Annotated in this window: 20 protein-coding genes; 6 read left to right on the forward strand and 14 right to left on the reverse strand. The window is 69.6% G+C overall.

Features of this window, described 5'->3' with window-relative positions:
• Nucleotides 1-187: 187 nt before the first annotated feature.
• The 12 genes from ACILSK_RS22770 to ACILSK_RS22825 all read right to left on the reverse strand — a co-directional run bounded on the left by ACILSK_RS22770 (nt 188) and on the right by ACILSK_RS22825 (nt 9,786).
• Nucleotides 188-427, reverse strand: coding sequence for a hypothetical protein (locus ACILSK_RS22770; protein ID WP_395729480.1), 240 nt, complete (start codon nt 425-427; stop codon nt 188-190).
• 5 nt (nt 428-432) lie between these two features.
• Complete coding sequence (locus ACILSK_RS22775) at nt 433-1,809, reverse strand: phage major capsid protein (protein WP_395729481.1); 1,377 nt, start codon at nt 1,807-1,809, stop codon at nt 433-435.
• A gap of 385 nt (nt 1,810-2,194) precedes the next feature.
• Nucleotides 2,195-2,587 carry a hypothetical protein gene (locus ACILSK_RS22780; RefSeq protein ID WP_395729482.1) on the reverse strand — a complete coding sequence of 131 codons (393 nt, stop codon included), beginning with the start codon at nt 2,585-2,587 and terminating at the stop codon, nt 2,195-2,197.
• Nucleotides 2,588-2,756: 169 nt separating this feature from the next.
• The gene (locus ACILSK_RS22785) at nt 2,757-3,110 is read right to left on the reverse strand and encodes a hypothetical protein (RefSeq protein ID WP_395729483.1); all 354 of its coding nucleotides are present in this window, start codon (nt 3,108-3,110) and stop codon (nt 2,757-2,759) included.
• Nucleotides 3,111-3,285: 175 nt separating this feature from the next.
• Nucleotides 3,286-4,344 carry a hypothetical protein gene (locus ACILSK_RS22790; protein WP_395729484.1) on the reverse strand — a complete coding sequence of 353 codons (1,059 nt, stop codon included), beginning with the start codon at nt 4,342-4,344 and terminating at the stop codon, nt 3,286-3,288.
• 147 nt (nt 4,345-4,491) lie between these two features.
• Complete coding sequence (locus tag ACILSK_RS22795) at nt 4,492-4,623, reverse strand: hypothetical protein (RefSeq protein ID WP_395729485.1); 132 nt, start codon at nt 4,621-4,623, stop codon at nt 4,492-4,494.
• Nucleotides 4,624-4,675: 52 nt separating this feature from the next.
• Nucleotides 4,676-4,996: a hypothetical protein gene (locus ACILSK_RS22800; RefSeq protein ID WP_395729486.1), complete on the reverse strand. Its 321-nt coding sequence runs from the start codon at nt 4,994-4,996 to the stop codon at nt 4,676-4,678.
• Nucleotides 4,997-5,113: 117 nt separating this feature from the next.
• On the reverse strand, nt 5,114-5,458 hold the full coding sequence (locus tag ACILSK_RS22805; protein WP_395729487.1) for a hypothetical protein: 345 nt from the start codon (nt 5,456-5,458) through the stop codon (nt 5,114-5,116).
• On the reverse strand, nt 5,458-6,363 hold the full coding sequence (locus ACILSK_RS22810) for a tyrosine-type recombinase/integrase (protein ID WP_395729488.1): 906 nt from the start codon (nt 6,361-6,363) through the stop codon (nt 5,458-5,460). The genes ACILSK_RS22805 and ACILSK_RS22810 overlap by 1 nt, the downstream gene beginning before the upstream one ends.
• Before the next feature lie 116 nt (nt 6,364-6,479).
• Nucleotides 6,480-7,823 carry an RNA polymerase sigma factor gene (locus ACILSK_RS22815; protein ID WP_395729489.1) on the reverse strand — a complete coding sequence of 448 codons (1,344 nt, stop codon included), beginning with the start codon at nt 7,821-7,823 and terminating at the stop codon, nt 6,480-6,482.
• A gap of 210 nt (nt 7,824-8,033) precedes the next feature.
• Nucleotides 8,034-8,840 carry a polyphosphate--glucose phosphotransferase gene (gene ppgK / locus ACILSK_RS22820; protein WP_395729490.1) on the reverse strand — a complete coding sequence of 269 codons (807 nt, stop codon included), beginning with the start codon at nt 8,838-8,840 and terminating at the stop codon, nt 8,034-8,036.
• A 154-nt stretch (nt 8,841-8,994) separates the two neighbouring features.
• On the reverse strand, nt 8,995-9,786 hold the full coding sequence (locus tag ACILSK_RS22825) for a LytR C-terminal domain-containing protein (protein WP_395729491.1): 792 nt from the start codon (nt 9,784-9,786) through the stop codon (nt 8,995-8,997).
• A gap of 418 nt (nt 9,787-10,204) precedes the next feature.
• Here ACILSK_RS22825 and ACILSK_RS22830 point away from each other — a divergent pair, with 418 nt between their 5' ends.
• From ACILSK_RS22830 to ACILSK_RS22845, 4 genes are read left to right on the forward strand one after another with little or no spacing between them, the layout of a single operon-like run.
• Nucleotides 10,205-10,504 (forward strand): DUF4193 domain-containing protein, encoded by a 300-nt coding sequence (locus ACILSK_RS22830; protein ID WP_395729492.1) that lies wholly within the window; start codon nt 10,205-10,207, stop codon nt 10,502-10,504.
• 42 nt (nt 10,505-10,546) lie between these two features.
• On the forward strand, nt 10,547-11,101 hold the full coding sequence (locus tag ACILSK_RS22835; RefSeq protein WP_395729493.1) for a nucleotide pyrophosphohydrolase: 555 nt from the start codon (nt 10,547-10,549) through the stop codon (nt 11,099-11,101).
• Complete coding sequence (locus ACILSK_RS22840; protein ID WP_395729494.1) at nt 11,074-11,442, forward strand: OB-fold nucleic acid binding domain-containing protein; 369 nt, start codon at nt 11,074-11,076, stop codon at nt 11,440-11,442. Before ACILSK_RS22835 ends, ACILSK_RS22840 begins: the two co-directional genes overlap by 28 nt.
• A gap of 49 nt (nt 11,443-11,491) precedes the next feature.
• The gene (locus tag ACILSK_RS22845) at nt 11,492-12,250 is read left to right on the forward strand and encodes a DUF3159 domain-containing protein (RefSeq protein ID WP_395729495.1); all 759 of its coding nucleotides are present in this window, start codon (nt 11,492-11,494) and stop codon (nt 12,248-12,250) included.
• 15 nt (nt 12,251-12,265) lie between these two features.
• Here ACILSK_RS22845 and ACILSK_RS22850 read toward each other — a convergent pair whose 3' ends face one another.
• On the reverse strand, nt 12,266-12,919 hold the full coding sequence (locus ACILSK_RS22850; protein WP_395729496.1) for a potassium channel family protein: 654 nt from the start codon (nt 12,917-12,919) through the stop codon (nt 12,266-12,268).
• Nucleotides 12,920-13,004: 85 nt separating this feature from the next.
• Nucleotides 13,005-13,670 carry a potassium channel family protein gene (locus tag ACILSK_RS22855; RefSeq protein ID WP_395729497.1) on the reverse strand — a complete coding sequence of 222 codons (666 nt, stop codon included), beginning with the start codon at nt 13,668-13,670 and terminating at the stop codon, nt 13,005-13,007.
• A gap of 149 nt (nt 13,671-13,819) precedes the next feature.
• Between ACILSK_RS22855 and ACILSK_RS22860 the strand changes: the two genes are divergently transcribed.
• Both ACILSK_RS22860 and ACILSK_RS22865 read left to right on the forward strand, forming a co-directional pair.
• Nucleotides 13,820-15,868 (forward strand): APC family permease, encoded by a 2,049-nt coding sequence (locus ACILSK_RS22860; RefSeq protein ID WP_395729498.1) that lies wholly within the window; start codon nt 13,820-13,822, stop codon nt 15,866-15,868.
• On the forward strand, nt 15,861-17,195 hold the full coding sequence (locus ACILSK_RS22865) for a class I SAM-dependent RNA methyltransferase (RefSeq protein WP_395729499.1): 1,335 nt from the start codon (nt 15,861-15,863) through the stop codon (nt 17,193-17,195). Before ACILSK_RS22860 ends, ACILSK_RS22865 begins: the two co-directional genes overlap by 8 nt.
• Nucleotides 17,196-17,231 lie beyond the last annotated feature (36 nt).

Genomic DNA, 17,231 nt, shown 5'->3' on the forward strand with positions numbered 1-17,231 from the left:
GCACCCGCACTGCAATGCGGTGCATTTCCTCGGGCGAATTGAATTGTTGGCAGGTCCGACTCGGTGCGTGTCAGCCCCATCATGGCCGGCCTTTGCATTCCGTTTCTATTTCGGGCGAAAGGATTCCCGACGGTGAGCTTAACCCACAATTCAATTCATTCATTTGGTCAGGAAAGCAACGACGTCATCAGCCCGCCACCGTGACCCGCAAGTCGGCCGTGCCGCTCGCAGCGCGGACGTAGCCCAGCATGCCGAACAGGTTCGACCACGGCCGGGTGTAAACCCCATTCGGCGTGATCTTGATGCCCGTCGAGCTGCTGACGCCCGGGTCGTAGTCGAAGTACACGTCAACCGCGCCGAGGTTCTGAACGTCGACCCACCCAGGCGGCAAGGCCTGGGCGGTCGTCGATGCCGTGACGGCTGCCACCGCGATCAGGTGTTCTTCAGGAAGCGCCAGGCCGAGAACGCCCGCGGCCGAGCGAGGGCGACGTCGCCGCGCCAGTGAGCGACGAAGGCCACCTGGCCATTTTCCGCATATCTTTCCGTGAGCGTCTGGATGGTGATGCCCATCCGCTGCCCGATCAGCAGCTTGGTGAAGTCGCCGGCGAACACGTCGGTCATCTGGGTGGTGGCGGTGCCCTGCGTCAGGTTGGTCGGAATCTGGTTGCTCACCAGGGTCTGGACGCCATCCAGGACGGAAGGCCGCCGCAGGGGCTGGCCGGTGGTGTCGTAGGCGTTCGCGTACTTCTGCGCGAGCTGGGCCGGCCAGACCACCGCGTTCGGCGTCTCGTTGTACAAGGTCGGCTGCGTCACGGTCTGGACAATCTCGGACCAGTAGGACCCGGTGGTCTGCACCGTCCCGTTGGTCGCGCCACCGAGCACGCTGGACGACGCAGACGCCAGCAGGGACGCCAGGACGCCACCGGTCGGGTTTGGTGACCCGAGGGTGCGGTTCAGGCCGGTGGCGCCCACCTCGGCGCCGGTGGTCATCCCGCCGAACAGGGCGACCAGGTCCAGCTCGAGGCCGATCGCCTTCCCGATGGCGTCGGCGACGATGCTGGACGAGTTCTCGGCGTCCTGGAACCATTCCATGTTGGCGACGACGAGCGCCGACAGCGTGGTGGCGGTCAGGGTGACGTTGTCCAGGGTCGGATCGGCCGGGGTGATGGTCGAGCCTTCGGTGCGGAACCGGGCGGTCGGGTCGCCGGTCAGTCGGCCGATCTGGAGCACCTTGGACTCCATGGGGACGATCTGCGCACCGGCCTGGAGCACCGCGGCGGCGTTCCGAGCCCGGTCGATGATGTCGTTGGCCCAATAGGTCGGGATGACCGCGGAGGCGCCGGTGGTCGACAGGGCCCGCAGGTACGGTCCGAGCCCGCCGTGAGCCTCGGTGATCGGCTTCTCGGCCGCCGCGTGGCGCTGCGCGTACTCCGCGACCACCGGGTGGTCACCGAACCGCTGCTCGGGCGCCACGACGGCGCTGCGGCCGTCTTCCCTGGACCATTCGGTCGCTCGCTGGCTGGTCCGGGCGCTGTGGTGGCCGGTGCGGCTCGGGTCGTTGCCGACGTTGAGGGGCAGGCCGGCGCGCTCCATCGCGGAGGCAATCTCCTGATGCTGACGCATCTCGGCGAGAATCTCGTCGCGGCGGGCCGCGACTTCCCGCATCTCGTTCGTGATCGAGTCGAATTCGGTGGCCTCCGCGGGGGTCAGCTCGCGCTTTGTCGCGTCGGCCTTGTCCAGGATGGCCCGGGACCGCGTGGAAAGGCCCTTCATCTGCTCGCTCAGGTGGTCGAGAAGTACCCAGCTCATTGTGTGTTTCCGTTCTGCGAATGTGGTGCACTGAATCACTCTGCGCTGAATACTCGAATTCTTCGAGCAGCACAAAGTAAGAGTTTCGATTTCGCCGCATGAATTGCGCGTCTACCGGTGGTTTTCTACCTGCCGGGCCGCTGCAACCTCTCGGCGCTCACGGGGACTCGCATCTGTCCGGTGGCTTTCTTCCTGCCGGACGCGACCCTCGCGCACTGCTGGGCAATCCTGGTCGGTGCATTGCGTGCTGCCGAACCTTCATGCCTTCGGCCGGCGATGCGCCTCGCGGACCTTTCGACCCGCCAGGCGCATCGGCGCCAGCCCCCACGTTCCCCGATGCAGCATCCCCGAAGCATCGTTCCCGTGACTCTTCTATCTTTCCACATTACCCCGGCTTTTCGCAAGGCGGATGGAACGAATTGCGCACCGCCTCGAATGCTGCACGTTGCTCGCTACTTACCTCGAAAAGTAGGCAGAATACTTCATTCAATACCTCGGCCATTATGTGTCGGCCTTCCTCGACCGCCACGTTCCGTTGCTGCGTGAACAGTCGCGCGCTGACCTCGCGGGCCCGCTCGTTCATGTCGGCCGCCGCGGCTCTGAGCGCGTCGTCAGCGGCCGAACTCGGGTCGTCCAGCATGTCGGCCAGGCTGAGCCAGAATCGCCGGCCACGGGGTCCGTGAGACTCCGCGTTGATGCGTGCTCCGTTGGCGAAGCCGGTGCGTTCGATGTCGTCGAGTCGGGCCACCGCCCGAGCGAGGGTCATCTGATCCGTCACCAGTCCATGTCCTTCCAGTCGGGCACGGTCGGATGCACTGGCACCCAGGGCGGAAGCTTCTGGGGCTCGGCCGGTGTCTCGGCCACCGCGGGTGTGTCCTCGCGGGCCGGCCGGCCGGTTCGGCGTCGCCTCGCCTGGTCTTCCGGCACCGGCCGCTTCTCGCGGGCGGTCACGCGGCGACCCGCTGGCCGGCGAATCGCACGGTGAACAGAATCTCGTCCCAGAAGTCCGCGACGGCAGGACTGGCGATGGCCAGGAGGTTCCGGGCGGCGTGCAGCGCGTTCGCCAGTGCGTGCCGCGTGTCGACGCTCATGTTGGCCGCCGCTGGTCGAACGGCCGCCGCTGAGTCGACGTCGGCCGATTCCAGCAGCCGGGCGACACTGAGCCAGAAGGCGCCTTCCCGTTCGCCCTCGCGGCACGCCGCGTTCAGTCGGGCGCAGGCCGCGAGGGTGGCGCGCTGATCGTTTGCGAGCGCGGCCACAGCGGTGGCGAGGTGGGTGGGCCAGGCTGGTTTGTGGGTCATGCGCGGGTCCTTCCGGGTTTGCGCTGGACGCATCCACACTCGGTGCAGATGCGGAATGCCGGACGCTCGACGAAGCCGGGTTGTCGGCAACGCGGTGCGTGGGCCGTAGACGGCCCTGATTCTGTCGCTGGCGGCATTTCGGGCCGCCGCTGATGTGATCCCGTGGGCGATTTCGTCACGGGCGATCCACGAACACGAGGCGTTCGGCGTTGACGGTGTGGATGCCGTCCTCGTCGCAGTCGATCCGCACGGCGCCGCGCTGCGAAAAGTCGATCACTTCTCCGACGTCGAACTTCTCGTGCCTGACGATGTCTCCCATTCGGAGTGCGATCGTTTCCGACGAGCCTTCCATCAGAACACGCGGAGCAGGGTTCAGCGCCTCACTGATCACGTCGCGGACCGAAATCGGGTCGACGTCGTCAGGCAAGCGGAATCCGCGGGACAATGGCCGGCCGCCATCGCTGATCTTCAGGCTCGGGAAGCGCGCGGCAATCGAGTCGAACACTGCCGCCGCGGTCGTTGCCAGCTCGGCCGTGACCGGCTCCTTGTTCTGAACGAACATCCACCGTCCATGGTCAACCCAGGTCTTCCATCCGCTCGGCCAGGTGTGCGCCACCGCATTTGAGCCTGGCGGCGTGAATCCGAACTCGGCTGGCACGCTTGGCGTCGACGAGGGTGTCCACCCGGAGCGTTCCGCGGAGGCTGTAGCGCCAGCGGAAGCCGTAGCGGAACGCGCAGGGTACGGGTCGGGGAAGACTACGTCTTCCCCTTCCCCTTCCCCTTGCGCAGAATCGTCGCAGGTCAAGGGCACATTTACCCTGCCAACAACCCTGCCAACAACCCTGCCGTCAGCCGTGCCAACAACCCTGCCGTCGGTCGGCCGTTGTGCGGCGATTTTCGGCAGCCTCCAGGCCTTCCCGCGCCCCCGCGCGGCGGCCGGAACATCGTCGGTCGGCTCGATCAGTCCGTCGTCGATCAGCGCACCGCGGGCCGCCTGGACCTCGGGCCGCGAGCATCCGACCCGGGCGGCCAGGTTGCGGTCCGATACCCAGGTGAGGCCGTGGTGGTCGCTGAAACGCGCGTAGGCCTGATAAACGGCGCGTTTCAGAATGGCCGATGCACCAGGCGACCGGCCGATTCGCTCACGGGCCGCCGCGTCGATTCGGTCGACAATGAAGTCGCCCGCCGTTTTCCGTGGTGCCCGTCGAGAACGCGCCACCGTGCCATGTGTCATTGTGTCACGCGCTCCTTTCGGGTAGGATTATGGGGAGTGGGTGGCGTGGTTCGGCGTATGCCAGTGGTGCCGGGCGAAAGTCCGATGAGCAGGGTTTCATCCCCAGCGGAGAGGGCCCCGGTTTCCGATCAGGGAATCGGGGCCCTTTCACTTTCCCGGACCGAACGATGGCGCTTCCGGTGCCGCCGCGTACTGCTGGCGTGCCCTGGTCGCTCCGTACGGGTCGATGCGGCCCTCGTGGAGCAGAACCGCGATGGCCTGGTCCTCGGACAGCCCCACGCGCCTGAGCATGCCCACGTACTGGGCATTGTCGACCCGGGCCGGGCTCGGTTCAGGCGACGACATCGGACTCGCCCAACTCAGCGATGGCCGCTTCGGCGCGCGCGGCCTCGTCGGTCAGCTCCCGGGCACGCCTCCGCGAGCGTGCCGAAGCGAGGGCGAGCCGCTGGAAGTGTGCCCGGCGGAGATGCTCGGCCCGGCGGGCGCGCTCGTGTGGCAGTAGGACGCCATCGGGGTCGGCCAGGGCCTCGAACTTGGCATCGAGGGCGGCCCTGGCGGGCGCTGTACGGGCGGAACGGTCGGGCGTGTGCGCCCAGGACTCGTGCGCGGCGATTGAGGCCGCGAGGGAACGCTCAGACGGTGGTGCGGGCATGGCGGCAGGACCTTCCAAGGGTCGTTCATCTGCCGGAGCCGCCTGGCACCCCGAGGTGACACCGCCGTCTTGCACCGGGTGTCCGCGTAGGCATGGAGTCGAACTTGTCCTCTAATCCTACGGCATTAGCGCTGTTCGATCAAGTGTTCGCTTCGCGTGGACGTTGATGTCGTCCCCGGCCCACGGCGTGAACCGCGCGAGGCCGGCCGCCGTCGACCACCTGGCCCGGTGCGCCGCGTAGTCGTCACGGGCCGCCGCGATGCGCGCCCGGTCCCGCGGCGTGATCTCCCACCCGTGCCCAGCGTCCATGCACCAGCTCTGCGCGCTCTCGCCGAACGCGTCGGGTGCCGGCGAGCCGGCACGACGCTCGACGACCGTCGGGCCGTTCGTCCACACCTCGGCGCCGACCAGGTGGTCGTGCGGGCAGCGGATGCGTGCGATGCGCTGCCACGGTCCGTCCATCAGATGTCCCCCAGATTGAGTGAGCGCGCCTCCGCGGCAGCCCGTTCGGATGCTCGTGCTCGGGTGTACCGCATCAGCATGTCCGGCTGCGACCACCCCGCGACGCTCATCAGACCACCCTCGGAGCCGCCCGCCGAGAGCCACCGGTCGGCCATCGTATGGCGTAACCGGTGCGGGTGGAATCCCTCGATCCCAGCGGTGGCCGCGCGGCCCTTGAGCGCCCAGTGCAGGCCGTAGTACGACAGGCCGCCGCGGTTGCGGTCGCCGAGCCAGAGCGCGGGGGAGTCGGCCAGCCGATGCGTCCGGCGGACCCGGATGTACCGGTCGATCGACCGGGCGGTCTGCGAGCCGAACGGCACCAGTCGACCCTTGGCACCCTTCCCCCGGCGGACGACAGCGATGCCCTTGTTCAGGTCGACGTCGGCGACCTGAAGCGCCACCACCTCACCGGCCCGGGTGCCGGTCTCCACCAGGAACCGGACCAGCGCCTCATCCCGCCGGTCCCGGTAGTCGGTGCCCTGGCACGCCTTGATCAGCGCCCTGATCTGATCCTCGTCCAGCGGGTGGATGGTCTTCTGGTCGAGCTTGGGCGGCTTGATCCCTAGGAGCGGGTCGGCCGGGATCTCGCCCTCCTCGGCCAGCCATGCGGAGAACCGGCGGACGCCGAGCTGCCGGGACCGGACGGTGGCGCCCTCAGCGCCTTGATCGATCAAGTCGACGACGAAGGCATTCACGGTCGGCTTGTCCAGCACGGCCGGGGTGCCAGTCTCCTCGGCCCAGGCGAGGAAGCGACGGACGCCGTCGGAGTAGCTCTTGACCGTCTGCGGGGACTTCCGCTCAGCACGCAGCGCCAGTTGCCAGGAGGGCAGCAGGGTAGCCAGATCGGGCGGTTCCGCAGGCGGCATGGAACCAATCGTAACCGATATCTTGAGTGGGAGCGCTGTACGGTGCTACGCTCGTCCCGTCCAAGGCTCCCACAGGGCCTGTGACCTGCACAAACTCCGTGAGAGCCACGGGCGGTCTACTCCAGGTAGTCGCGCAGCACCTGGGAGCGCGACGGGTGCCGCAGCTTGGACATGGTCTTGGACTCGATCTGCCGGATGCGCTCGCGGGTGACCCCGTAGACCTGCCCGATCTCGTCGAGGGTGCGCGGCTGGCCGTCGGTCAGGCCGAAGCGCAGCCGGACCACGCCGGCCTCCCGTTCGGACAGGGTCTGCAGGACGGCCTGCAGCTGATCCTGCAGCAGCGTGAACGACACGGCGTCGACCGCGACGACGGCCTCGGAGTCCTCGATGAAGTCGCCGAGCTGCGAGTCGCCCTCGTCGCCGATGGTCTGGTCGAGCGAGATGGGCTCCCGGGCGTACTGCTGGATCTCCAGCACCTTGTCCGGGGTGATGTCCATTTCCTTGGCGAGCTCCTCGGGGGTGGGCTCGCGGCCCAGGTCCTGGAGCAGCTCGCGCTGGATGCGGCCGAGCTTGTTGATCACCTCGACCATGTGCACCGGGATGCGGATGGTGCGGGCCTGGTCGGCCATGGCGCGGGTGATGGCCTGCCGGATCCACCAGGTGGCGTAGGTGGAGAACTTGTAACCCTTGGTGTAGTCGAACTTCTCGACGGCCCGGATGAGTCCGAGGTTGCCCTCCTGGATCAGGTCCAGGAACGCCATGCCGCGGCCGGTGTACCGCTTGGCCAGGGAGACGACCAACCGCAGGTTCGCCTCGAGCAGGTGGTTCTTGGCGCGCTCGCCGTCCCGCTTGATCCAGCGCAGGTCACGCCGCATCTGGTTGGGCAGGCGTTCCCCCGCCTCCTCGAACTGGCGCATTCGCTCCGCGGAGTACAGGCCCGCCTCGATCCGCTTGGCGAGGTCGACCTCCTCCTCGGCGTTGAGCAGCGCAACCTTGCCGATCTGCTTGAGGTAGGCCCGGACGGAATCCGCGGAGGCGGTCAGTTCGGCGTCCTTGCGGGCCTGCTTGAGCGCCTCGGACTCCTCCTCGTCGTCCCAGGTGAAGTCCTCGGATTCGCCGGGCTTGTCCGGCGCGCCGTCCTTGCCGGCCGGCTTGGCCTTGGTCACCGCCGGTGCGGCGGTTTCCTCCTCGTCGTCCTCGTCGTCGAGCTCGACGACCTCGACGACGCCCACCACCAGGACGTCGCCCGCGGCCGCGGGGGCCTCGTCACCGGCCTCGTCGACGTCGATCAATTCGACGTCCACGCCGCCGATCAACTCGTCCTCCGGGGCCTCCGGACCGTTGGTGTCGATGGCTTGATCCTGAGGATCCGGCACCGATTTGGCGACCGGTTCGGGAGCACCCCCGGGGGTCGTGTGCCGGGGTCGGGTCGAACTGGGAGAGATTGCTGCGCCTGCCACTGATGCCCTTTCGCGTCAACGAGCCGCATAGAACTGGCGGTTCGCAACCCGCCCACGCCGATGTGCAGCAGAGCTGACCGACGCGGCGGATCCGAACTCGAGACCGTGGTCCTGCCGGAAAGCGACCGCTCCAGTGTAACTGCGACCCATCCCGGCGCGGACCGAAAGCGAACCAAAACGAGCCCGAAGCGGGCACCGAACCCGGTCTGGTCAGTCCAGGACGAGGGACTGGGTCGATTCGGCGGGCGATTCCACCGAATCGCGCTCGGCCTCGCTGGCCGCCAGCGCCGCGCCGACGATGCCGGCATTGTTGATCAGCTGGGCCACCACCGTCGGCGTCCGGTTGCGCAGCAGCGGTACCCACTTCTCCGGCTTCTTGGAGATGCCACCGCCGAGGATGAACAGCTCCGGCCAGAGCAGGTTCTCCAGGACGCGCAGGTACTTGGACGCGCGCTTGGCCCACTGTTCCCAGCTCAGCCCGTCCCGCTCCCGGGCCGAGGCGGCCGCCTTGGTCTCCGCGTCGTGGCCGTCCAGCTCGATGTGACCCAGTTCGGCGTTCGGGACCAGTTTGCCGTCGTTGACCAGGGCGATGCCGATTCCGGTTCCGAAGGTGACGACGATGACCAGGCCCCGTCGGCCGCGGCCGGCGCCGTAGCGGGCCTCGGCCAGCCCGGCGGCGTCGGCGTCGTTGAGGACGGTGACCGGGCCGGGGAGTTGCGGCGTCATCGCGTCCTTGAGCGAGGTGCCGATCCAGCTCTTGTCCACGTTGGCGGCGGTCTGCACCACCCCGTCGAGGACCACGCCGGGGAAGTCAACGCCGAACGGGCCGCTGTAGTCGAAGTGGGCGGCCACCTGGCCGGCGATCGCGGCGACCGCGCCCGGGGTGGCCGGCTGCGGGGTGGGCAGCCGGAACCGATCGCCGATCAGCACACCGCCGCGCAGGTCGACCACGCCGCCCTTGATGCCGGTGCCACCGATGTCGATGCCGAATGCCGTGTCGGGCGCTGTGGTGGACACGCGAGCTCCTCGCTGATCGGGGTCGACCGTATTGCCGCCCGACGGGGGCGCCGGACGGCCTGGTGCGCAAATCGTACTGATTCGATTCCGTACCGGCAGCCCGATCCCGATCTTCCGCCGCGGCGTGCCGCGGGGACGGAGTGGGTCGGCCCCGTCAGGTGGAGCAGGCGGCCGTCGGCAGCGCGGGGATCGGCGGCAGCGGCCGGGCCGCTGCGGTCTGACCTTCGATCACGGCAGGTGGCGTCGCCGCGTCCTTGATTGCCTTGAGCTGATCCTTGACGTCCTGGCCGACTGAGTCGTAGATGTACCGGCCGCCGAGCGCGAGGTCGACCGAGTCGTCGACCCGGGAATCGACGACGAGTTGCGCACAGGGGGTGACGAGCAGCACGGTCCGGGCGGCCGCGGCGCCGGCCGGGCCGAATCGGATCTGGGCCACACATCCCAGGTCCGAGGCCGGATAGAGCGGATCGTTCCCACTGGCCAGCATGGACTCGAAGCCGGCCGCCCGCAGCTCGTCCGCGACGGCCTTGGCCTGCCCGCGGACGGTGCTGGAGTTGAACACGGTCAGCAGGATCGTCGACGGGTTCGCCGGCCGGACGTTGGCCAGGCTCTCGTGGTCGGCGTAGGCGCCCAGCGACGTGACGATCTGCGGCGTCGTCTCGGTCGGGGTCGCCGCCGGGGCCCCCTCGGTCGTGGTCGCGGCCGGCGTGCCATCGCCGGTGGCCGGGGCCGTGTCGGTCCCCGACCCGGCCGCGCTGCTGCGGGTCGTCGGCGCCGTCCGTACCGGCGCGGGCCCGGGCGCATTGCACGCGCCGCTGTCCGCGGCACTGGACCGCAGGCTCGGGAACCACACGATCAGGCCGAGAACGAGCAGCACGATGAGCACGATCAGAATCGGCCAGTACCGACGCCGACGGTACCGATCCGGTGCGGATGCGAGACTCACCGCTGAAGTGACCTTCCTGTCCATGACTGCCGACGGGCCCCGATGACCGTGACCGGTGGTGCACGCCGCGAATCGGGTGTGCGCACGCCGGGCTGACCCGTCGTCCGGGCAGCGACTGGCGCCATCATGTCCGCCGCGGCATGGAACCAGGGTAAAGCCACGCCGAGATGTGACCAGGCCCGCGCTCGACCGGACGGCGGGTATCGGCTACTCTGCGCGCGCCGATCGGAACGCCCGGGGTCAATGGTGATCCTCCGGCGGGCGGTGATGTCGCGGGTGTGTCAAGGACGCGAGGTGCCGTGACGGGGACGTGATCGTGGCCGCAGTGGGCACAAAACGGGCCTCGAATGCGTTACCTGGGTCGCAGTGAACGGAGCAAGTGCAACCCGGGGTTACTCCTGGGGTAAGGAAAGAGAAAATGGCTACCGACTATGACGCTCCACGACGGAACGAGTCCGACGAACCATCCGAAGATTCGCTGGAAGAACTGAAGGCTCGACGCAACGAGGCCCAGTCCTCGGTGGTGGACGTCGACGAGGGCGACACCGCGGAGAGCTTCGAGCTGCCGGGGGCCGATCTCTCGGGTGAGGAACTGACCGTCAAGGTCATCCCGAAGCAGGCCGACGAGTTCACCTGTTCGGTGTGCTTCCTGGTCCAGCACCGCAGCCGGCTCGCCGCCGACAACGGTGGTCGGTTGGTGTGCGTGGACTGCGTCTGATCGTGCCGCGTGCCGTGGTGCCGATCGGCAGGAGGATCTGACATGGAGCCGGTGATCGACGACACCGAGCTCGACGGACGTTCCGGGTCGAGCCGGGCCCGCGGACAGGTGGGGGACTTCCACCGGGCGTACGGGCTGCCGATCCGGCACGAACCGACGGCCGCGATCGGCCCGGATCAGGTGAGTCTGCGGCAGGCCCTGATCGACGAGGAGGTCCGTGAGCTGGCCGAAGCCGCCCGCGCCGGGGACGTGGTCGGCGTCGCCGACGCCCTCGCCGACATCGTGTACGTCGCCTACGGCACCGCGCACGTGTACGGCATCGACCTGGATGCCGTGCTGGACGAGGTGCACGCGTCGAACATGACCAAGCTGGGTGCCGACGGCCGGCCGGTGCGACGCGCGGACGGCAAGGTGCTCAAGGGCCCCGGGTATCGGCCGCCGGACGTGCGGGCGGTGCTCGCCCGGGGCGCGGGTCCCCGCACCGGGGTTACCCTCGATACCGGCGAGGTGGTCGTGGTACCCGCCGGCGGGACGGACGACACCATCGGCGACGGACAGGAGGGACGGCCATGGGCGGAACCTTCTCCACCTGGTTGAAGAAGCTCAGCCGGGACGACGACGAGGTCGATGCAGACCGGCTCAGTGGCGAGGCGGATGCCTCCGGAGCGGTCCGGGCACAGATCTGCTGTCAGGGCGAGCGGGTCATCCTGCAGGGCCGGCTGCGGTACGTCGACCTGCGCCCGACCGATTCGCTGGCGACGCTGGTGGCCGAGCTCTACGACGGCACCGAGGGGGTCCAGCTGATCTGGCTGGGCCGCCGGTCCATCCCCGGCATCGAGCCCGGGCGGACCGTGAAGGTGCGGGGCCGGGTCGCCATCCGGGACGGTCGCAAGGTGATCTACAACCCCGACTACGACCTGCTCCCGGCACACGCGTGAGTGCACGGCGGGCCACCCGCCCCGCGAGCCGGTCGGGGGAGAAGTCGGCGTGACGCAGTCCGACTCCGACCCGTACCGTCCGGCGGCCGAGGTGTCGCCATCGGTCGAACCGCCGACCGCACCATCCGAACCGGACCGCACACCGATGCCGACCATCTGGGACCAGATGGGCGGCGTCATGGGCATGGTCGATTCCGGTCTGCCCGTCGTGGTCTTCATCGTCGCCAACATGATCGGCGGGCTCGGCTGGGGCATCGGCGCCGCAGTCGCCGCGGCCGTCGTGATCGCGGGTCTGCGGATCGCCCGCAAGCGCCCGGTCACCCAGGCCGTCGGCGGCCTGTTCGGGGTGGGGATCGCCGCATACATCGCGTACCGCACCGATTCGGCCAAGGGCTACTTCCTGCTGGGCATCTGGAGCTACCTGCTGTACGGCGGGGCCCTGCTGCTGTCGATCGTCGTCCGGTGGCCGCTGATCGGCGTCATCTGGGAGGCGATCAACGGGCGCGGGGTGGCCTGGCGCAAGGACCGGGCCCTGGTCCGCAAGTACGACTGGGCGACGTTCGTCTGGGTCGTGGTGTTCGGCCTGCGGTACCTGGTGCAGAACTACCTGTACGACACCGATCAGGTCGGCTGGCTGGCCGCGTTCCGGCTGATCATGGGCTACCCGCTGTTCATCGTCGCCATCGCGGCCAGCGTGCTCATCGTGGCCCGGGGCACCTGGCCGGAGGGGCTGACGTGGCGGGAACGCATCACCCACCTGCGGCAGTCGGGCCGGCCCGGCTCCGGAGGCGACGGCCGACCCTCCTGAGCGCCGCGTTGCTGCCTACCGAAGGGCCTCGCGGACTTCGCTCTCCACCTCGGTGGACGCCACGAACAGCAGCTCGTCCCCGGGTTCGAGGGGCTCGTCCGGCTGCGGCACGATCACCCGGCCGCCGCGCAGGATCGTCACCAGGGCGGCGTCCCGGGGCAGTTTCAGGTCGCGCACCGGCCGCCCGGCGATGCTCGTGGTCGGCGGCAGGGTGACCTCGACCAGGTTCACCTGGCCCTGCCGCAGGGTGAACAGGCGGACCAGGTCGCCGACCGAGACCGCCTCCTCGACCAGCGCGGCCAGGATGCGCGGGGTGGACACGGCGACGTCCACCCCCCACGCGTCCGTGAACAGCCATTCGTTGCGCGGGTCGTTCACCCGGCCGACCACCCGGCCAACGGCGAACTCGGTCTTGGCCAGCAGGGCGACCACCAGGTTCACCTTGTCGTCCCCGGTGCAGGCGATCACCACGTCGCAGGTCTGCAGGCCGGCGTCCTCCAGCAGGGCCACCTCGCAGGCGTCCGCGAGCACCCATTCGGCGGCCTCGATCCGGCCCGGCTTGATCGCCTCCGGGTCCCGGTCGATGAGCATGACCTGATGGCCGTTCTCGACAAGCTCACCGGCGATGGAACGACCCACCGACCCGGCCCCGGCGATGGCGATGCGCATCAGTGTGCTCTCTCTGGGAGGTCGCCGGAAACCTCACCGGCGATGGAACGACCCACCGACCCGGTCCCGGCGATGGCGATGCGCATCACAGACCGTCCACCGGCGAGATCGCGGCCTTGTCGGCCACGTCGTGGATGTCCCGGGACAGCACCGAGGCGTAGACGAGATCGCCATCCTGCACCACCGTCTCGGACGACGGCAGCAGCCCCCGGCCGAACCGCACGACGAACGCGGCGTGCACGCCCACCGCGGCCTCCAATTCGGACAGTGGCCGACCGATCCAGTGCCGGTGGTACGGCAGGTTGACGATGGTGACCGTGCCGGACGGATCCCGCCACTCGCTGATCAACCCCTCCGGGATGATCATGCGCAGCAGCCGGTCGGTGGTCCACGGCACGGTGGCCACCGTCGGGATGCCGAGCCGCTCGTAGACCTGGGCCCGCTTGGCGTCGTAAATCCGCGCGACCACCGTCTCCACGTTGAACTGCTCGCGGGCGACGCGGGCGGCGATGATGTTGGAGTTGTCCCCGGAGGACACCGCGGCGAACGCGTGCGCCTCCATGATGCGGGCGGCCAGCATGACGTCGCGGTCGAAGCCCATGCCGGTGACCTGCTGGCCGTGGAATTCGGTGCCGAGCCGGCGGAACGACGACGGATCCCGGTCGATGACGGCGACCGAGTGCCCGGCGCGGCCGAGCTGCCGGGCCAGCGACGACCCGACCCGGCCGCACCCCATGATCACGATGTGCACGCCGTTGCCCCTTCGTGGTGCCTGGTGTCACCGAGCAACCTACAACGACCGGATGACCGGCCCGGTCAACCCCCGTTCGCAGGGCCGAAACGGCCCGGTCGGGACCGCCGTGTCGAACCCGGCCCGCGGGCGACCTACGCTTTGGCGTTGTGTCCAAGCTGACCACCGCCACCAAGCGCCTGCTGGTCGGCCGGCCGTTCCGTAGCGACAAGCTGGCGCACACGCTGCTGCCCAAGCGGATCGCGCTGCCCGTCTTCGCCTCCGACGCCCTGTCCAGCGTGGCCTACGCCCCGCAGGAGATCTTCGCGGTGCTGTCCGTGGCCGGACTGGCGGCCTACGCCTACGCCCCGTGGGTGGCCGCGCTGGTGGCCCTGGTGATGATCGTGGTCGTCGCCTCGTACCGGCAGAACGTGCACGCCTACCCCAGTGGCGGCGGCGACTACGAGGTCGTCACCAAGAACCTCGGGCCCACGGCGGGCCTGATCGTGGCCAGTGCGCTGCTGGTCGACTACATCCTGACGGTTGCGGTCTCCACCGCGGCCGGGGTGGCCAACATCGGGTCGGCGATCCCGATCGTCGGTGAGCACCCGGTCTGGTTCTCGATGGGCGTCATCGCGTTGGTCTGTGCGGCGAACCTGCGCGGCATCCGGGAATCCGGCTCGGCCTTCGCCGTCCCGGTGTACGCCTTCATCATCTCGATCGCGGCGATGATGCTGACCGGGCTGGTGCAGTACCTCCTGGGCACCGGGGTCCAGGCGCAGAGTGCCGGGTTCCACATGCAGGCCGAGCATGCGTTGACCGGCCTGCCGCTGATCTTCCTGTTCGCCCGCAGCTTTTCCTCCGGATCCGCCGCGCTGACCGGGGTCGAGGCCATCTCCAACGGTGTGCCGGCCTTCCGGAAACCGAAGTCGCGCAACGCCGCGACGACGCTGGCGCTGATGGCGGCGCTGTCGGTGAGCATGTTGATCGGCCTGGTCCTGCTGACCTTGTCCACCGGGGTGCAATACGCGGACGACCCGGCCACCCAGCTGGTCGGCGCGCCCGACGGGTACTACCAGAAGACCCTGATCGCGCAGATCGCCGAAACCGTGTTCGCCGGTTTCCCGGTCGGGTTCTACGTCGTCTCGTTCACCACCGGTCTGATCCTGGTGCTCGCCTGCAACACCGCATTCAACGGTTTCCCGGTGCTGGGCTCGATCCTGGCCCAGGACCGGTTCCTGCCCCGGCAGCTGCACACCCGCGGCGACCGGCTCGCGTTCTCCAACGGCATCGTGTTCCTGGCCGTCATCGCGCTGATCCTGATCATCGCGTTCCAGGCCGACGTCACGGCCCTGATCCAGCTCTACATCGTGGGCGTGTTCGTCTCGTTCACGTTCTCCCAGCTGGGCATGATCAAGCACTGGAACAAGCTGCTGCGGGTCGAGCAGGACGGGGCGGTCCGCCGCCGGTACCGCCGTTCGCAGACCATCAACGCCATCGGGTTCTGCTTCACCGGCGTGGTCCTGGTCATCGTGCTGATCACCAAGTTCGTGGCCGGTGCGTGGATCGCCATCCTGGCGATGGGGATCATCTTTGTCACCATGCGGGCCATCAAGCGGCACTACGAGCGGGTCGCCCGGGAGATCGCCGCCGACGAGGACGACATGGTGCTGCCCAGCCGGGTGCACGCCATCGTGCTGGTGTCCAAGCTGCACCTGCCGACCATGCGGGCGTTGGCCTTCGCCCGGGCCACCCGGCCGGACACCCTCGAGGCGGTCACCGTCAACGTCGACCCGGAGGACACCGCCGACCTGGCCCGCGAATGGGAGGACCGGCAGATCCCGGTGGCGTTGAAGGTCATCGACTCCCCGTTCCGGGAGATCACCAAGCCGGTGCTGGACTACGTGCGGCGCGCCCGGAAGAACTCGCCCCGCGACGTGGTCACCGTGTTCATCCCCGAGTACGTGGTCGGCCACTGGTGGGAGCACATCCTGCACAACCAGTCGGCGCTGCGGCTCAAGGGCCGGCTGCTGTTCACCCCCGGCGTGATGGTCACCTCGGTGCCCTGGCAGCTGTCGTCGTCCGAGGCGCTGGACGAGCGGATCCGGCTGCGGGCCGAGCGCACCCCGTCCATCCGCGGTCGCAAGCCCGGGTCGCTGATCCCGCCGGACGGGGCGTCGGACACCGGCGCCTTCGGGATCCGGTACAGCGATGAATAGCCACGGCGGGCGCGAGCATCCGCCCGCAGCCGCGCCGACCGCCGACGAGCTGGCCCCCGGGGTCGAGATCGAACTGGACATCGGACCGGTCGCCCACGGCGGGCACTGCGTGGCCCGGCACGACGGCCGGGTGATCTTCGTCCGGCTGGCGCTGCCGGGGGAGCGTGCGCTGGTGCGGATCACCGAGGCCCGGCCGGGCTCGTTCTGCCGGGGCGAGGCGATCGCCGTCCGGTCGGCCGACCCGCGCCGGGTCGACGCGCCCTGCTCGCACTTCGGCCCCGGCGGTTGCGGTGGCTGCGACTTCCAGCACGCCGCGCCGGCGTTGCAGCGCGAACTCAAGGGCGCGGTTGTCGCCGAACAGTTGCGCCGGTTGGCCGGGCTCGACATTCCGGTCGAGGTGGAGGCGCTGCCGGGCGGGGAGTTCGGGTGGCGGTCGCGGGTGCGGTGGGCCCTCGACCCGGACGGTCGGATCGGTCCGCGCGCCGTCCGGTCGCACCGGGTGGTGCCGATCAGCGAGCGGCAGCCCTGCCTGATCGCGACGCCGGAGATCACCGCCGCGGTGGACGTGCTGGACGTGCCGCCCTGGGTGCGCAGGGCGGCCCCCCGGCCGCCGCGGGCGTCCCGAGCCAAGGGGCCGGAGCGCCGCGGCGGCCGGCGCGCGGCAGCGTCCGCGCTGCCCGAGGTGCTGCTGGCCCGGGCCGCCGACGGTGCCGTCACCCCGACCTGGCCCGGGCGCGGCGCGCCGGAGAGCCCGGTGCTCACCGAGCACGCCGCCGGGCAGGATTTCGTCGTCGCCGCCGACGGGTTCTGGCAGCCGCACCGGGCCGCCGCCGACGTGCTGGCCGACGCCGTCGCCGAGGCGCTGACCGGCATCGACCTGGCCGGTCGGGTTGTCTGGGACCTCTACGGCGGGGTCGGACTGTTCACCGCGGTGCTCGCCGACGCGGTCGGCCCGGACGGTGCGGTGGTGTGCGTCGAATCCGACGAACGCGCCGCCGCGCTCGCCGCCGACAATCTGGCCGGACACCCCGGGGTCGGTGTGCGGGCCGCCGACGTGCGGACCGTGCTGCCCGAGCTGGACCCGGATGTGGCTGCCGTGGTGCTCGACCCGCCGCGCAGCGGCGCCGGGCCGGGGGTCTGCGCCGATATCGCGGCCCGCCGGCCGGACGTCATCGTGTACGTGGCCTGCGACCCGGCCGCCCTGGCCCGGGATACCGCGGCGCTGCTTGCCGGCGGCTACCGGCTGGCCGGGTTGCGGGCGTTCGACACGTTCCCGCAGACCCACCACGTGGAGTGCGTCGCGCGGTTCGTCCCCGCATCGTCGTAGGCGGACCTCGACCCGCCGGCTCGTCCGACCCCGACT

Source organism: Nakamurella sp. (assembly GCF_044224575.1).
Taxonomy (GTDB): domain Bacteria; phylum Actinomycetota; class Actinomycetes; order Mycobacteriales; family Nakamurellaceae; genus Nakamurella.

Excerpts from the sequence above, each read along its gene's own strand:
- ACILSK_RS22800 (WP_395729486.1), bottom strand. The coding sequence starts at position 4,996 with ATGCCCGCACCACCGTCTGAGCGTTCCCTCGCGGCCTCAATCGCCGCG.
- ACILSK_RS22850 (WP_395729496.1), bottom strand. The coding sequence starts at position 12,919 with ATGCGCATCGCCATCGCCGGGGCCGGGTCGGTGGGTCGTTCCATCGCC.
- ACILSK_RS22785 (WP_395729483.1), bottom strand. The coding sequence starts at position 3,110 with ATGACCCACAAACCAGCCTGGCCCACCCACCTCGCCACCGCTGTGGCC.
- ACILSK_RS22810 (WP_395729488.1), bottom strand. The coding sequence starts at position 6,363 with ATGCCGCCTGCGGAACCGCCCGATCTGGCTACCCTGCTGCCCTCCTGG.
- ACILSK_RS22835 (WP_395729493.1), top strand. The coding sequence starts at position 10,547 with ATGGAGCCGGTGATCGACGACACCGAGCTCGACGGACGTTCCGGGTCG.
- ACILSK_RS22840 (WP_395729494.1), top strand. The coding sequence starts at position 11,074 with ATGGGCGGAACCTTCTCCACCTGGTTGAAGAAGCTCAGCCGGGACGAC.
- ACILSK_RS22790 (WP_395729484.1), bottom strand. The coding sequence starts at position 4,344 with ATGACACATGGCACGGTGGCGCGTTCTCGACGGGCACCACGGAAAACG.
- ACILSK_RS22775 (WP_395729481.1), bottom strand. The coding sequence starts at position 1,809 with ATGAGCTGGGTACTTCTCGACCACCTGAGCGAGCAGATGAAGGGCCTT.
- ACILSK_RS22805 (WP_395729487.1), bottom strand. The coding sequence starts at position 5,458 with ATGGACGGACCGTGGCAGCGCATCGCACGCATCCGCTGCCCGCACGAC.
- ACILSK_RS22830 (WP_395729492.1), top strand. The coding sequence starts at position 10,205 with ATGGCTACCGACTATGACGCTCCACGACGGAACGAGTCCGACGAACCA.
- ACILSK_RS22865 (WP_395729499.1), top strand. The coding sequence starts at position 15,861 with ATGAATAGCCACGGCGGGCGCGAGCATCCGCCCGCAGCCGCGCCGACC.